The organism is Enterococcus sp. C65 (assembly GCF_040887165.1).
Classification (GTDB): domain Bacteria; phylum Bacillota; class Bacilli; order Lactobacillales; family Enterococcaceae; genus Enterococcus_B; species Enterococcus_B hirae.
In genome coordinates this window covers 133,487-150,064 of sequence record NZ_JBFOFG010000006.1, presented here as the reverse complement: position 1 = coordinate 150,064, position 16,578 = coordinate 133,487, and the positions used below count along the sequence as shown (strand labels likewise).

11 protein-coding genes are annotated in these 16,578 nt (G+C 36.3%); 9 read left to right on the top strand and 2 right to left on the bottom strand.

What is annotated here, in order from left to right:
- Positions 1 to 132 precede the first annotated feature (132 nt).
- From hprK to AB3I12_RS08510, 6 genes are all read left to right on the top strand, one after another.
- Positions 133 to 1,071: an HPr(Ser) kinase/phosphatase gene (gene hprK, locus AB3I12_RS08535; protein WP_010718556.1), complete on the top strand. Its 939-nt coding sequence runs from the start codon at positions 133 to 135 to the stop codon at positions 1,069 to 1,071.
- Positions 1,072 to 1,085: 14 nt separating this feature from the next.
- Positions 1,086 to 1,916 carry a prolipoprotein diacylglyceryl transferase gene (gene lgt / locus AB3I12_RS08530; RefSeq protein WP_063627394.1) on the top strand — a complete coding sequence of 277 codons (831 nt, stop codon included), beginning with the start codon at positions 1,086 to 1,088 and terminating at the stop codon, positions 1,914 to 1,916.
- A gap of 43 nt (positions 1,917 to 1,959) precedes the next feature.
- Complete coding sequence (locus tag AB3I12_RS08525) at positions 1,960 to 2,985, top strand: NAD(P)H-dependent glycerol-3-phosphate dehydrogenase (protein WP_010718554.1); 1,026 nt, start codon at positions 1,960 to 1,962, stop codon at positions 2,983 to 2,985.
- A gap of 14 nt (positions 2,986 to 2,999) precedes the next feature.
- Positions 3,000 to 3,938, top strand: a complete 939-nt coding sequence (gene galU / locus AB3I12_RS08520) for a UTP--glucose-1-phosphate uridylyltransferase GalU (protein ID WP_010718553.1) — start codon at positions 3,000 to 3,002, stop codon at positions 3,936 to 3,938.
- 129 nt (positions 3,939 to 4,067) lie between these two features.
- A complete protein-coding gene (locus AB3I12_RS08515) occupies positions 4,068 to 4,508 on the top strand; it encodes a DUF948 domain-containing protein (protein ID WP_010718552.1) in 441 nt (146 codons plus the stop codon).
- A 2-nt stretch (positions 4,509 to 4,510) separates the two neighbouring features.
- Positions 4,511 to 5,107: a YtxH domain-containing protein gene (locus tag AB3I12_RS08510; RefSeq protein ID WP_034867377.1), complete on the top strand. Its 597-nt coding sequence runs from the start codon at positions 4,511 to 4,513 to the stop codon at positions 5,105 to 5,107.
- A 641-nt stretch (positions 5,108 to 5,748) separates the two neighbouring features.
- Here the strand turns inward: AB3I12_RS08510 and AB3I12_RS08505 are convergent.
- Positions 5,749 to 6,852 (bottom strand): Xaa-Pro peptidase family protein, encoded by a 1,104-nt coding sequence (locus AB3I12_RS08505; protein WP_010737965.1) that lies wholly within the window; start codon positions 6,850 to 6,852, stop codon positions 5,749 to 5,751.
- Between the two features lie 207 nt (positions 6,853 to 7,059).
- On the opposite strand from AB3I12_RS08505, the gene ccpA reads away from it, so the two are divergent.
- From ccpA to AB3I12_RS08490, 3 genes are all read left to right on the top strand, one after another.
- Positions 7,060 to 8,061 carry a catabolite control protein A gene (gene ccpA / locus AB3I12_RS08500; protein ID WP_010718548.1) on the top strand — a complete coding sequence of 334 codons (1,002 nt, stop codon included), beginning with the start codon at positions 7,060 to 7,062 and terminating at the stop codon, positions 8,059 to 8,061.
- Positions 8,062 to 8,285: 224 nt separating this feature from the next.
- A complete protein-coding gene (locus AB3I12_RS08495) occupies positions 8,286 to 10,739 on the top strand; it encodes a hypothetical protein (RefSeq protein WP_063627393.1) in 2,454 nt (817 codons plus the stop codon).
- A 513-nt stretch (positions 10,740 to 11,252) separates the two neighbouring features.
- On the top strand, positions 11,253 to 13,862 hold the full coding sequence (locus AB3I12_RS08490; RefSeq protein WP_063627392.1) for a hypothetical protein: 2,610 nt from the start codon (positions 11,253 to 11,255) through the stop codon (positions 13,860 to 13,862).
- Between the two features lie 90 nt (positions 13,863 to 13,952).
- Here AB3I12_RS08490 and AB3I12_RS08485 read toward each other — a convergent pair whose 3' ends face one another.
- A complete protein-coding gene (locus AB3I12_RS08485) occupies positions 13,953 to 16,298 on the bottom strand; it encodes a transglycosylase domain-containing protein (protein WP_063627391.1) in 2,346 nt (781 codons plus the stop codon).
- Positions 16,299 to 16,578: the final 280 nt, after the last annotated feature.

Here is a 16,578-nt window from a genome sequence, read left to right as displayed (position 1 = left end):
GGTTGTACCTTTTTGCTTTGTTTTATAAAAAAAGTGAATTTAAAATAAAAACGTTTTTTTTATTTGGTAGTACTTTTTGTCAGACAATGATAAAATGGGAAGGAACACTCTAATAGAAATGAGGTAGCACGAATGGCAGAAGTTGTGAAAGTAAGCCAATTAGTAGAAAAATTATCATTAGAAATAGTGACTGGTGATGAAAAGAGTTTGGAGCGTGTTATCGTAACTGGTGACATCTCAAGACCTGGTTTAGAATTGACCGGTTATTTTAATTATTATTCACATGATCGTTTACAATTATTTGGGAGCAAAGAGATTAGCTTTGCTGAACGGATGATGCCGGAAGAAAGACTGATGATCATGAGAAGATTGTGCAGTGAGGATATGCCAGCATTCATTATTTCTCGGGGGCTGCCAGCTTCTGAAGAAATGATTCAAGCAGCCAACGAATACGGTATGGCTGTCTTACGTTCACCAATCTCCACATCCCGTTTGCTTGGAGAATTATCTAGTTATTTAGATGGTCGTTTAGCTCCTAGAACGAGCGTTCATGGTGTGCTAGTCGATGTTTATGGGTTAGGTGTACTCATTCAAGGGGATAGCGGAATTGGTAAGAGTGAAACCGCATTAGAATTAATCAAACGTGGTCATCGCCTGATTGCCGATGACCGAGTAGATGTTTATCAACAAGATGAACTGACAGTCATTGGTGAACCACCAAAAATCTTAGAACACTTGATAGAGATCAGAGGGATCGGAATCATTGATGTCATGAACTTGTTTGGAGCAAGTGCTGTCCGTGGTTCAATGCAAGTGCAGTTAGCCGTTTATTTAGAAGCCTGGGCGAAGGACAAAAAATATGATCGACTAGGTTCTGAAGATACTTCTGTGGAAATTGCAGAAGTGGGGATTCCACAAATAAAAATACCTGTCAAAACTGGACGAAACGTGGCCATCATCATCGAAGTAGCTGCAATGAATTTCCGAGCAAAAACGATGGGATTTGATGCAACAAAAACGTTTGAAGAAAGATTAAGTCGTCTGATCGAAGAAAATTCAGGGGCACAATAGCAAGGAGTGGAAACATGATAGCGCAAATCGATCGGGTAGCGTTCAATCTTTTAGGAATACCAATCTATTGGTATGCTTTGATCATTGTATCGGGAATAATTATTGCCATGTGGCTAAGTAGCCGTGAAGCCGTACGAGTTGGCTTAAAATCTGAGGATGTCACTGATTTTATGTTGTGGGGATTGCCACTTTCAATTATTGGCGCACGGTTGTACTATATTTTATTTGATTTACCACAATATATAGCTGATCCTATTCAAATATTCAATATCCGTTCTGGCGGGTTAGCTATTTATGGTGGATTGATCGCAGGTGCCATTACTTTATACTTCTTTACCAAATACCACTTTATTTCCATGTGGACATTTTTAGATATAGCAGCACCAAGTGTCCTACTCGCTCAAGCAATTGGGCGCTGGGGAAATTTTATGAATCATGAAGCTTATGGCCCTGTCACGACGAGAGTTTTTTTAGAAAATCTGCATATCCCAAGATTCATAATTGATAATATGTACATTGAAGGTTTTTATCGTCAACCTACCTTTTTATATGAATCCGTTTGGAGTTTGATTGGCTTTATCCTACTCCTATTTTTAAGAAACAAAAAGCATTTACTGAAAAAAGGAGAAGTTTTACTTGTTTATGTGATGTGGTACAGCTTCGGGCGCTTTTTTATCGAAGGATTACGGACAGATAGTTTATACTTCTTAGGTGTTATTCGGATCTCCCAATTGTTGTCAGCCTTTTTATTCGTTGGGACAATTATTCTGTTTATCTGGCGTAGAAAAAAAGGAAATCTACCAGATTACGATCGCACTTTTGGTAAAAATCAAATGATTATCTAATTTACAGAGCTAAAAAAATGAAAAAAATAGCAGGAGTGGTAAAATGAAATATAGGGTGGCAGTCTTAGGAGCTGGCTCATGGGGGACAGCTCTTGCGCAAGTTCTTGCTGAAAATGGACATGATGTTCGCCTATGGGGACATCGTCAATCGCAAATAGACGAGATCAACCAACAACACACCAATCAAAAATATTTACCCGACTATCATTTGTCAACGTCAATCCGTGGTTTTAGTGAGTTGGAACAGGCAGTTCAAGATATTGATGCCTTGTTATTCGTGATTCCGACACGAGCCATTCGCTCTGTAGCACAAGAGGTGGTCACTAAATTGAATACCAAGCCTGTAATCATCCATGCAAGCAAGGGGCTAGAACAGGAAACACACAAACGGATCTCAGAAATTCTTTTAGAAGAGATCCCGAGTGACAAACGTCAATCCATTGCTGTTTTATCTGGTCCGAGTCACGCAGAAGAAGTAGCAAATCATGACATTACTACGATCACAGCTGCTAGCACAGATCAAAAAACAGCTTCCTTTGTCCAAAGGTTATTCATGAATCATTATTTTAGGATTTATACCAACCCTGATGTGATTGGGGTTGAAATGGGGGCTGCATTGAAAAATATTATTGCTCTTGGTGCAGGAGCAATCCACGGATTAGGTTTTGGGGATAATGCAAAAGCTGCTATTATGACTAGAGGTTTAGCTGAAATCAGTCGTTTAGGTGTTGCCATGGGTGCCAACCCATTGACTTTTATTGGTCTTAGTGGTGTGGGCGATTTGATCGTTACTTGTACTAGTATCCATTCGCGAAATTGGCGAGCGGGCAATTTGTTAGGTAAAGGGCATGAACTGTCAGAAGTATTGGAAAATATGGGGATGGTTGTGGAAGGTGTCCATACGACAAAAGCCGCAAAAGAACTTGCTCAGCAAGTAGGTGTAGACATGCCAATCACTCAAACAATTTATGAAGTACTTTATGAAAATAAAAATGTACAAATTGCGGCAAGAGAAATCATGTTGCGAGATGGAAAAAAAGAAAATGAATTTTCACGATTAATTTTTTAGAGGAGAGATGACAAATGAAAGTAAAAAAGGCAGTTATTCCAGCAGCAGGTTTAGGAACAAGATTTTTACCTGCAACAAAAGCGATGGCAAAAGAAATGCTTCCAATCGTTGACAAACCAACGATTCAATTTATCGTAGAAGAAGCACTTAAATCAGGGATCGAAGACATTTTGATCGTCACTGGGAAAGCAAAACGACCAATCGAAGACCATTTTGATTCAAATATCGAGTTAGAAACGAATTTGAGTGAAAAAGGGAAAACAGAATTATTGAAGTTGGTTGAAGAAACAACTGATGTAAATCTACACTTCATTCGTCAATCTCATCCAAAAGGATTAGGACATGCTGTATTACAAGCCCGTGCTTTTATCGGTAATGAACCTTTTGTTGTGATGTTAGGTGATGATATCATGGAAGATGAAGTACCTTTGACACAACAATTGATTGATGACTATGAGCGGACACATGCATCAACAATCGCAGTGATGGAAGTGCCACAAAAAGATACGTCTAAATACGGAATTATTAATCCTGGTGAAGAATTAGAAGAAGGATTGTTCAATGTTAAAAACTTCGTTGAAAAACCAGACCCAAGTAAAGCACCAAGTAATTTAGCTATTATTGGACGCTATTTATTAACTCCTGAAATCTTTGATGTTTTGGCAGAACAACAACCAGGTGCTGGGAATGAGATCCAACTGACAGATGCGATTGATACATTGAATAAAACACAACGAGTATTTGCTCGTAACTTTACAGGCAAACGCTATGATGTTGGTGACAAGTTTGGTTTCATGAAAACCAGTATCGAATACGGCTTGACTCATCCAGAAGTCGGCGAACCATTAAAAGAATATATCAAAGAGCTAGGGAAACAATTAGAAGCTGATCAAACGATGGTACCAAAAAAAGACAACAAAAAAATTGAATCAAAAGATGAGCTGAAAAAATAAATTTTTTAGCAATGAAAGCTTCAACTGCTCTTATCCAAAAAAAGTAGTTGAAGCTTTGCTATTTTTTATTTGTTTAAAAAATGCGAAAATGCTATGCTTATAGAAAGAGTATCAGAAGGGAGTTCGAGTATGACAGGCGGAGAAATTGCTGGGCTGATTGCGGCCATCGCATTTGCAGTCCTCGTTGTTTTTATCATAAGAGTATTGTTACAATTATCAAAAACATTAGAAAAAGTGGATCAAACAGTGGCAGAAGCAAATACGACGATTGAAGTCGTCACCAAAGATGTCGATCTTTTGTCAAGGCAGGTGGAAGGTTTACTAGTCAAAAGTAATGAATTGCTTTTAGACATCAATGGGAAAGTAGAAACGATTGATCCATTATTTACAGCTATCGCGGATTTAAGTGAAAGCGTGTCAGAATTGAATACATCAAGTAAAAATATCGTAACCAAAGTTGGTGGGATTGGGCGTACAACAGCTAAAGCTACCGTGGCTGGAAAAGTTGGTGGCACAGCTTTAAAGTTTTTCAAAAATAAAAAACATACAGAAAAGACTGGAGGAATTTAATTATGGCAAAAAAAGGTGGATTTTTACTAGGAGCAGTTATTGGTGGGACAGCAGCGGCAGTCGCAGCATTATTATTAGCACCAAAGTCAGGAAAAGAACTACGCGATGAACTTGCTGCACAAGCAGATGATTTACTTGATATGGCTTCAGACTACACGGATATGGCAAAAGAAAAATCAGCGACATTAACAGACATCGCAAAAGAAAAAGCGCAAGATCTATCCCAACAAGCTGGTGACTTAGCTGGTAGCGTGAAAAATAAAGTCAATCATTCTGCAAATGATGTCGAAGATGAGTCTGAAGACATTTTATTAACATTAAAAGAACAATCAGAAGATCTTTCTCATCGCTTCAAGAAATCAGCAGATGAGCTTAAAAAGCCAGTCGGACAAATGAATGAAACAGTTAAAGATGCATCTGAAGATATGATGATCAATGCGAAAGATGCTGCAGGTGAAGCTGGACAAACAGTCAAAGAAGGCATTGCTGAAGCAAAACCAGTCGTAAAAGATGCGCAAGCAATGGCAGATATGGCTAAAGAAGATGTCAAAGCTAAAAAAGAAGATTTAAAAGATACATTTACTGACAATGGAAAATAGGCAATTTCTATTTTTTGTAAATAATCAATAGATGCTATCTCGATTTTGGTTAATCGAACGGAACAAGTGATGAATATCAAAGCTAGCAAAGTTTCCTAGCTTTGATATTTTTTTGTTTGGATAATTACAAGAATAATACATAATGTAAACGTCTAATTTGCGTAATCACTTGATAGCATGCTTATTACCATGAGAGTGAAGACACTATAAAAGAACCAGAATGATCAGAAGAATTCGTAAAATCTAATGGTAACCAGAGCTCTTTGGTATGAATGGGTCAACAACAATTAGTGAGGTTGAAGATAAGAAAAAAATGAGTCTAGGACTAACAGTCGCCCTTAGACTCATTAATAGATGTAGAAGTGATAAACGGTGTTCAAAGAGCTGATCTTCGGCGATAAGACAAAAAATCTCAAAACATGGGAAGCTGTTTCGAGATTTTCATCCTTACTGCTCCTGCGATTACTCGTCGCAGTTTTTACTTGGTGAGCGCTCAGATCAAGTCGCTCTTCTCACAACCTCTGATCCACGGCGTTCAAGAAGCAACTCCTTAACAATAAACGATAATTTTCTAAAATAAGAGAAGCTATTTTAAAAAATCATCGCTTATTCGTTCGGAGTTAACCGCTTCTTTCACGACCTTACTCAATAACCAATAATTCTTTTGGCGTAGTTGTAAATGGAATACAGCCGTCTTTTGTCACATAGACACAGTCTTCGATTCGAACACCTACTTGATCAGGGATATAGATTCCTGGTTCAAGGGAGAAGCACATGCCTTCTTCGATGACTAAATCATTTCCTGCTACAAGGGAAGGAAATTCATGGACAGTGGTTCCGATTCCGTGACCTAGACGATGATTGAAGTATTCGCCATAGCCATAGCTATTGATTACATTTCTTGCAATTTGATCTAGTTCGGCAGCCGTTACGCCGGGACGTACAGCTGCTTGGGCAGCTAATTGTGCCTCAAGTGTGATTTGATAAATTTTTTCCTGAAATTCAGTTGGTTTTTTATAGGCTACAGTTCGAGTAGCATCGCTGCAATAACCATCCCAAACAACACCTAAATCAAACAAAACAAGTTCATTAGGCGAAATTTTTGTGCTGCCTGGAGCACCGTGGGGGCTTGCTGCGTTTTTACCAGCTAAAACAAGCGTGTCAAACGACATTTGCGAAACACCTTGTTTTTTTAGTTGATATTCGATTTCTGCAATGATTGCTTGCTCAGTAACACCTTCTTTTACTGCCTTAAAGCCGATTTCAAAGGCAACATCTGCCCATTTACCAGCAGCAAGTAATTGGTCTTTTTCTTCCAGTGTTTTGATTAATTGGAGACGTTGAATGATTGCTGTTAAATCAGTAAAGTTGTCAGAACCAGTTAGAACATCTGAAATGGCATCGAAACGATCAACGGTTAACGCATTTTTTTCGATTCCGATATTTCCAGGCTGACCATAACGGTGACGAATTTCTTTCCCAATGATTTCCCAAGGATTTTCGCTGTCTAAATAGCCACGAACATCAAAAGACCATGCACTGTTTTGTGCATCTTCAACTTCTAAAGCCGGAGTGAATAAAAAAGGATCCTGTTCAAGTGGGATAAATAGTGCTAAGACACGTTCATGGGGTTCACTTTCGTATCCTGAAAAATAAGCGATGTGTCCTGGATCACTAATATAGGCAAGATCCACTTGATTTTGAGCCATCCATTTACGTAATTCGTTGATTTTTACGTTATTCATTTTGGCATCCTTCTTTCTAATTTATTGAATTATTAGATAATTGTACCACTTAATGTTTCAAAGACCAACGTATAAAAGTGAAAAAATGAATTATTTTCATGAAAGCGGTAGTAAAACGGTTGCAATTTTGAGTATTATTTGTTATCCTGTTTTAGAAATGTAAAGCGTATTTTCAGAAAACATATAAAAATGAACAGGAGAGCAAGAATGGAAAAGCAAACAATTACTATTTATGATGTAGCGAGAGAGGCAAATGTTTCGATGGCTACTGTTTCACGTGTCGTTAACGGGAATCCGAATGTCAAACCTGCGACTAGAAAAAAAGTATTAGAAGTCATTGATCGATTGGACTATCGTCCGAATGCTGTTGCACGTGGGCTAGCAAGTAAGAAGACAACGACAGTAGGGGTAATCATTCCAGATGTCAGCAATATGTTTTTTGCTTCTTTAGCACGTGGGATCGATGATGTTGCTACAATGTACAAATACAACATCATTTTAGCAAATTCAGACGGCAATGATCAAAAAGAAGTGAATGTATTAAATAACTTGCTAGCAAAACAAGTAGATGGCGTGATCTTCATGGGACATCATATCACTGATGAAATCCGTGGTGAGTTTTCTCGATCTAAGACTCCTGTAGTATTGGCTGGCTCAATTGACCCTGATGAACAAGTTGGAAGTGTGAATATCGATTACACTTCAGCAACTAAGGATGCTGTCAATAAATTAGCTAAGAATGGCAATAAAAAAATTGCCTTTGTCAGTGGGGCATTGATTGATCCAATCAATGGTCAAAATCGCTTGAAAGGATATAAAGAAGCACTTAAAGAAAATAATTTACCTTACAGCGAAGGTTTGATCTTTGAAGCAGAGTATAACTTTAAAGACGGATTAACCCTAGTTGATCGCATTCATAACAGTGGCGCAACAGCTGTTTATGTTTCAGATGATGAATTAGCTATCGGTATTTTAGATGGTCTTTTAGATAAGGGTGTGAAAGTACCAGAAGAATTTGAGATCATTACAAGTAATAACTCATTGTTAACAGAAGTTGCACGTCCACGCCTAACAAGTATCACACAACCATTGTATGATTTAGGTGCCGTTTCAATGCGTCTATTAACAAAAATGATGAATAAAGAAGAAGTTGAAGAAAAAACAATTATCTTACCTTATGGAATTGAAGAAAAAGGATCGACGAAATAATAAGTGATTAACACTCCACTAGATGATGCTAGTGGAGTGTTTTTAACCTCTAAAAAGATTCAGTGATTGAAATAAGTAAACATTCGTTGAAGCTTTTAGCTAGTTAACAAGAACAACTATTTATTTTTTTGTAAAAATTTGGACAAATTTTAGCTTTTTATTCCGTATAATGAAATGGAATCTCTATCAGAAGAGAAAATCTAAAATGCCAGGAGTTACTGTATATGTCAGATTTTTATTTTGTAAAACTACGCCCTGAAGTTTACAATGATTTAATAACTTCAAAGGAAACTAAAAATAGGATATTAAATAAAGAAACAAGAATGTATCTTGCGTTCGAACAAAATGAAAGAAATTGGTATATTCCTTTTAAAGCTCATACAAGTACAAAACATCCAGATTCTGTATTTTTTTTGCCAATATTGGAGGAGGACCCTCATCTTGTTTCTCCGGGATTAGTTTTCTATCAGTCCTTAAATCTTTCCTCTTCAGATGTAATAGAAGTAAAGATAAAAAGTGAAGAGATAGCTGATTTATACCTACCGTTTATAGAAAAAAATTTGGAAAAAATTAAGGACGCTTTTTATCATTATCTAAGAGGATATTATAATCATTGTGTATACGATAAGAAGACCGGAACGCTTGAATTATTTCTAAAAGAAATAGAGGAAATATGCAATCTTAAATTTAATGAGGGAATAAGTGATAAAAGTATACAAAATTTGAGCAAACGAGGTGATATAAAAGGGATTGAAGCATATCGAGAAAAACAACTTCCAAATTTTCTAGAAGAAGATTATTTTATTAAGTTTTTATCTGTTAAATCTCATCTTCCTTGGCAAGATTCAAGCATAATCCAAATCTTGATCGCCCAAAAACCAGACGTCCAATTGGCTCTTCAGGCTTGGGAATGGAAGAAACTTGAAAAAAAACTAAATCTGTGTCCGGAATCCCTCCTTAGAGCATATACAGGAGAAGTTTTCAAAAAAAAAACAAACTCTAAACCAACAGATTATTTTCAAGTACAGGTTTTTGATGTTAGTGAATTAAAGGAAAATCAAGAAATACCTAGACCTGCTTACTACGTAGGAGATCAAACAGTTGATTCATTTCTCTATAAAATTTTATTCCAAAGTATCAGAGGACTTACAAGTAGGTCAATCGAGATACAATCGGGAATGAATGATAAAGAAAAATTGAGTATCTTATTGCGTTCAGCCATACATAAGAGAAGATGGACTAGTATCGGTGATCAAGACCATTTAGAATATTTTAAATCAGAAGCGGTCGGTTATACCTTAGCAAAACATTTAGGATTATCTACGGAGAGTTATTCTTTTGAATATCTTTCTACTTTGAGGCAGAATAAATTGTCTGAAACTACAATAGATAATATTTTAGAGAGCATTAGTTCAGAAGTAAATAAAACATATAATGACTTTATAGAAAAATTTAATATTATTTTGAATAAAAGTAACGAAAAGAATAAAGTTACCCAACTTAAAAATAATCAATCTATAGAGATATTAGACCCCGTCAATAAAGGGAAAAAAAGACGTGAAGCTTTGATTGAAAATAGTAAAAAAAAGTTTAGCGACAAACGTTTGAAAGTAGGAGAAAAACAGCAGCGTGATCCACAAACTTGGACAGAAGTTAAAACTAAAAAGAGTAAAAGAATCCATCCGAATATATATGAGAGTAAAACACAAAATTCTGAAGGGCAAAATAGCGAAAATAATAGTGAGTATTGGTGGGAAATCGAAAGTAAACACGTGAGGAAAGTCAAAGAAGGGAACCACCAGCTATCAGGCGACTCTAAAGGATTGATTAGACCTGAAGTCAAAATATCTTTGGAAAAAACTGAGGGTGCCAGCATAAAAAAAACTGAACTCTCGATGGATATTAAGGGAAATGAGCAACAGACAGTTCATATTAAAGGATCAAATGGTACTAAGCAACAAGAAGTTAAAGAGAGATCTTGGAAAGAGAACTCAAGCACAGAAAGAAACAATCAGCTAGATAATCTAGAGAAATACGGAGAAGCGAATCAACAATGGTTTGAGAAAGGAACTTTGGAAAAAGACACAAGTAAAGGAAGTAACACAAGTACTTCAGAAAATGTTGTTACCAATGATTTAAAGAGTTCTAAACTTAGAACTTTTGAAGGATCGATTATCCTTAAAGCCAAAGAAGGTGCAAGTCTACCTTTGAGTAAAGCTGAGGATACCAATCGAGATGAATTTGAACATTCGACGACTATTAATAGAATTAACCCGCAGACAGATCATCAAGAATCTTCTACCCTTAAAACCTTTGCAAGCTTGTTTAACATGAAAGCCAAAGAAGGTGAAAGCCTATCTTTGAAAAAAGCTGAGGATACCAACCGAACTGAATCTAAACTTTCGACGACTATTAATGGAAAAGATCAGCAGACAGATCATCAAACGGATCAAAATGAGCCGGAAGAAATGACTTGGGAAACAGTTACAAAAAAAGGAAGTAAAAAAAGCAACAAAAGCAACAAAAGCACTTTAGAAAAAGTAGATACTAACAGTCTAAATTCATTGACTACAGATAAATTCATTCCGCAATGGCAAAGGATAGCTCAGGAAAAAGCAAATAAAAACAATCGGCAGAAAAAAAATGGAGTATCCGGGCGTAGAACAGTGGCAAGATAAAAAAGCTTCTTTAAAACCATAACCAGATAAAAACGAGAGTGGGACAATAGTCAGAAAAAAATCTGATTATTTCCCCATTTTTTTGATTTTAAGGTACATAAAAAGCACAACCTTGTATGATTAAAGTGCTTAAACAAAAATCAAAGGAGTGTGCTTTATGTTTAAAAATTATACCATCAGCCAAACAACTTTACCACGAAATGTAGAACATTAACTGTTACCACCTTTATGTGGATGAAAGACGGTTATATGCGAAATGGACAGCGCAAACCAGGTTATAATTTCCAAATCGCCAACGATTGAGAAAGAACTATTGTCCCACTCTCGTTTTAACTTCTAAAAAAGATTTAGTGATTGAAATAAGTAAACATTCGTTGAAGCTTTTAGCTAGTTAACAAGAACAACTATTTATTTTTTTTGTAAAAACTTGGACAAATTTTAGCTTTTTATTCCGTATAATGAAATGGAATCTCTATCAGAAGAGAAAATCTAAATTGTAAGGAGAAGTTATAAATGTCAGATATTTATTTTGTGAAACTGCTTCCTGATGTTTACGATGAGTTAAAAACTTCAAAGTACAAAGAAATAACATTAGAAAATTTAAATAGGACATATCTTGCATTGGAAAGAAATAGGAGAAATTGGTATATTCCTATTAAATCTTTTACAGAGAAAATTTTTACAGAGTTTGTATATCCATTGCCAGTAATGGAAGAGAAGTACAAGAACAATCGTCGCTGTACTCCAGGTTTTGTTTTTAATCATTCCTTGTATCTTGATTCTTCACTGGTAATAGTAACTAAGGATCCGGGAATGGAATTATATCGTCCGTTTATAGAAGAAAATAAAGAAAAGATCATAGAAAAATTTTATTATTTTGTAAGTATGGCACATCATATTAATGAACGTGGTAATAAGTTGGTTAACTCAATTGACTTATTTCCAGAAGGAGTTGAATATATACTAAATCTTAGGTTTAATGAGGGAATAGACGATAAAAGTATACAAAGCTTGAATAAACGGGGGGATAGGGAAGGGATTGAAACGTATCGAAAAAAACAACTTTCAACTTTTCTAGAAGAGGATAATTTTATTAAGTTTTTATCTGTTACAGCGCATCTTCCTTGGCAACACTCAAAAATAACCCAAAACCTGATCGCCCAAAAACCAGATGTCCAATTGGCTCTCGAGGCTCAGGAATGGAAGAAACTAGAAAAAAAATTAAAACTGGGTCCAGAGGCACTTTATAGAGACCATACAGAAGTACGTTTCGACAAAGAAACAAAAAGTAAACTAACAGCCTCTTTTCTAGTACAGGTTTTCGATGTTAGTGAATTAGCGGAAAAGCAAGAAATACCCAGACCAGCATACTATGTAGGGAATCAAACAGTTGATTCATCTCTCTACCAAATTTTGTTCCAAAGTATTAACCAATTTAAAAGTATGCCAATCGAGATTCAATCAGGGATGAATGATAAACAAACATTGAGTAACTTTATGCGTTCAGCCATACATAAGACAAGAGGGACTAGTACCGATTATCCAGACCAATTAGAATATTTTAAATCAGAAGCGATTGGTTATATCTTAGCAAAACATATAGGTTTACATACGGAGAGTTATTCTTTTGAATATCTTTCTACTTTGAAAAAAAGTGAATTGTCTGACAGTAAAATCGATGCTATTTTAGTTAGCATCAGTAGGAAAGTAAGTCAAATATATGGACGGTTTAGAGACAATTTTAACGATATTTTGAAAAAAAGCATGGAAAATGATACAGTCTTCCAATTTCAAAACAATCAATCTATTGAGTTATTAGATCCTGTCAACAAATGGAGAAAAAGACGTGAAGCTTCAAAGGAACGTAATCAAAAAAGGGGTGACAGCATACGTTTGGAAGAAGAGAAACAAAAACAGCATGACCCACAAGTATGGATAGAAGTACAAACGAACAGTAGCGAAAGAACCAATTGGAATAAAGATGAAAGTAAAATGCAAAGTCCTGAAGAGCCAAATAGAGAAAACAATAGCGATTATTGTAGGGAAATCGAAAGTAAGCAAGTGATGACTGTCAAAGAAGGGGATAACCGGCAATCAGGTGACTTTAAAGGAAAAGACAAAGATGATGCAAGCCTACCTTTAGAAAAAGCTGAGCCCTCGATGAATATCGATGGAAATGACCAACAGTCAGATAGCCTAAAGAAATCAAGTGAAACGAACCCGCTGTGGTTTGAAATTGGGGTATGGGAACCAGTCATACATGAAAAAGAAAAAAGCAACCTTGCTACCAATGATCTAAATAGTTTTAACTCTAGCACATTTAAAAGCTTGACTGCTCCTAAATTCAAAGAAGGAACCAGCCTATATTTAGAAAAAGCTGAGCCCTCAATGAATATCAATGGAAATGACCAACAGTCAGATAACCTAAAGAAATCAAGTGAAACGAACCCGCTGTGGTTTGAAATTGGGGTATGGGAACCAGTCATACATGAAAAAGAAAAAAGCAAACCTGCTACCAATGATCTAAATAGTTTTAACCCTAGCACCTTTAAAAGCTTGACTGCTCCTAAATTCAAAGAAGGAACCAGCCTATATTTAGAAAAAGCTGAGCCCTCGATGAATATCAATGGAAATGACCGACAGTCAGATAACCTAAAGAAATCAAGTGAAACGAACCCGCTGTGGTTTGAAATTGGGGTATGGGAACCAGTCACACATGAAAAAGAAAAAAGCAAATCTGCTACCAATGATCTAAATAGTTTTAACCCTAGCACCTTTAAAAGCTTGACTGCTCCTAAATCTAAAGAAGGAACCAGCCTATATTTAGAAAAAGCTGAGCCATCATTGAATATCAATGGAAATGTCCAACAGTCAGATAACCAAAAGAAATCAAGTGAAACGAACCCGCTGTGGTTTGAAATTGGGGTATGGGAACCAGTCACATATGAAAAAGAAAAAAGCAAACCTGCTACCAATGATCTAAATCAGTCTAAATATTCACCGACTACAGATAAAAATACTCATCAACAGCAAACAGTGGATCAAAAAAGGAATAAAGCAATGAACTTAGTCAAACAGCAAGAAAAAAAGCGTATGGGCGCTACTGAAAAATTAACAAGATAAAAACAGTCGCCATAATTGGCGACTGTTTTTGTAGGTCCTTTGTCAAATAATGTTGGTACGTTTCATCAATATTATTTGACAAAGTCTGAGTTATTCTTTTTCTTTATCATTTTCTTTTTTTGCTGGATGCGCTCGAGCAAAGGATGAAGCAGTTCCCCAATAGTTTTTATAGTTTTCATCCGTTCCACCGACACCAAACTTGAATGTTGATTTTTTTGGACCATTTTTTGCCCAAAGCGATTCAACTGTCTGACTTGGCGTTTCGATGGTTTTCTTATCAACAGTAACTTTACCAGGAAGTTGTCCTGTAAAGGATGCTACTTTTTTCTTGGAGACATCAGAAGATAATTCAAATTTATCCTTTGTCCCGAACATCGCTGGATTTGCTTGGTATACTTGATTAATGAGATTGGCTAAATAGCTAGAAGAACGTAATCGGGCTCTTGAGTCCATTCCAGTGTTGTCATCGTGACCTGCCCAACTACTGATCGTAATAGATGGCGTTGAAACAATCAGCCAAGAATCACGGTAGTCATTTGTTGAACCTGTTTTGCCGATCCAATCCGCTTGTCCCAGTTCATGATTTAAAGCAGTAATATCATCTTTAAAAGGTGTCGTGATTTTCGCAGTGATTACACTACGCATCATATCATTCATAATTGATGCTGTAGCTTCAGAATACACTCTTACAGGTTTTTCCTCATGTTTGTAGATGACTTTTCCTGAGTTATCAGTAATTGAATCAATCAAATAACCTTCTTGATAGACCCCGCCATTAGCTAAAGCTTGGAAGCCATTGGTTTGTTCCAAAGTCGTTACATCAACGGTTCCCAACGGCGCAGACTCAACGCCCCAATTATCGTTGGTTGGATAATTCATTTTTGCCAAGTAATTTTCATAAGCATATTGTTTAGAACCACCATTTTCTAAAACATCCTGATATAAATGATAGGCAGGGATATTGTTAGACCATTCCAAAGACTCTCGAATCGTTTGGAAGGTATTAGAACCTTCATTCGTTGCATTGACGATTTTTTCTCCTGCGTTACTTCCTTCTTGCCACGTAGTTGCGTAATCAGAAACGCGTGATTCTGATCCTACAAGCCCCATATCGATGGCTGGACCATACACGAGTACTGGTTTAATCGAAGACCCAGCTTGTCTTTGGGTGTCAAAAGCATGATTATTTTGGTTTTGTAGATAATTTCTACCACCAACAAAACCATAGATACGACCAGTTTTATTATCCATCAAGACATTTCCTGTCTCAACTTGTGTGGCTTTGCCATCGTCTAATAGATGACCATAACTTTTTGCTGCTTCTTGCATTGCCGCATAAACATTTTTATCGATCGTTGAATGGATCGTATAACCTTTGTTTTGGATCGTTTGTTGTGCTTTTTGATAGTAGGCATCATAGACTGAACTATCAGATAAATCTGCATCATCTTTTTCAGCTAATTGTTTAGTGATGATCTCTGTGGCTTCACCCATAACGGTATAATATAGAAACTCACGATCACTTTGTTCAGCAATCTGTTGTGGTAAGAAATCTTTCGTGAGATCATAAGCTTTCGCTTCTTCATATTGTTGTTTTGTGATTTTATTTTCACGATACATGCTGAATAGAACCACATCTTTTCGATTCAATCCTGCTGAAAGGTCTTCTTTTAAACTCCCAGTATTTGTATAAGGACTATAAGTGATCGGACTTTGTGGCAAGCCTGCGATAAAGGCAGCTTGTGGCAAGTTGACATCCTTGGCATTGACACCAAAGATTCCTTTCGCTGCTTCTTGTACACCAGCGATATTTTGTCCTTTATTGTTTCGACCAAATGGAGAAACATTTAGATACATAGAAATAATTTCATTTTTGGAAAAGTGTTTCTCGACTTGTGCTGCTAATAAAATTTCATTTGCTTTTCGCTTGAATGTTGTTTCATCAGTCAAGATTTGTTGTTTGACTAACTGTTGAGTCAACGTGGAACCACCGGAAGAACCGATACCAGTTGCTTCAGAAAATAAAGCACGCAAAACAGCTTTTGGTACATAGCCGTTATGTCGCTCAAAATACTCATCTTCAGTACTAATGATTGCAGTTTTCAATAAAGGCGAAATTTGATCTGAAGGAACGGCTGTCCGCATTAAATCAGTTTGGATCTTTGATATTTCAGAATTGTCAGCATAAACAAGTTTAGATGTTTCTGTAATGTTGCCAAGCTCTGATTGCAGGGTTGCTTTGGATGGTATTTCGGTATCTTCAACAAGATAGGCAAAATAACCAGCTCCGATACCAACACCAAGGGCTGCCAGTAGCAGAAGAAGGACGACGATAAAAGTAGTCAATGATTGGAAGACACCAAAAGCGATGTTTAATCCCAACCATTTTTGCTTTTTCCTTCGATGTTGCTTTTTCCGAGTATCTTTACGTGGCAAAAGGGTTCACCTCAACTAATAGTTTTATTTCGCTAATTATAGCAAATAATGGAACAAAAAAACAGATATGGTGATTTTTATAAGGATTATTTCAACTTTCTTTTTCTGAATGATAGAGTGAACGAGAAACTTAAAGCACTAGACCGGTTTTCGAGTCGTAAACTTTTCTTTCCCTATATGTTCAGTTAAAATAGAAAAAGATTAGCTTATTTAGAGTGATTATCAATGAATGGAATATGGCTTGATAAGGATTTCGATCATTGATTCACTTTTCATGGAG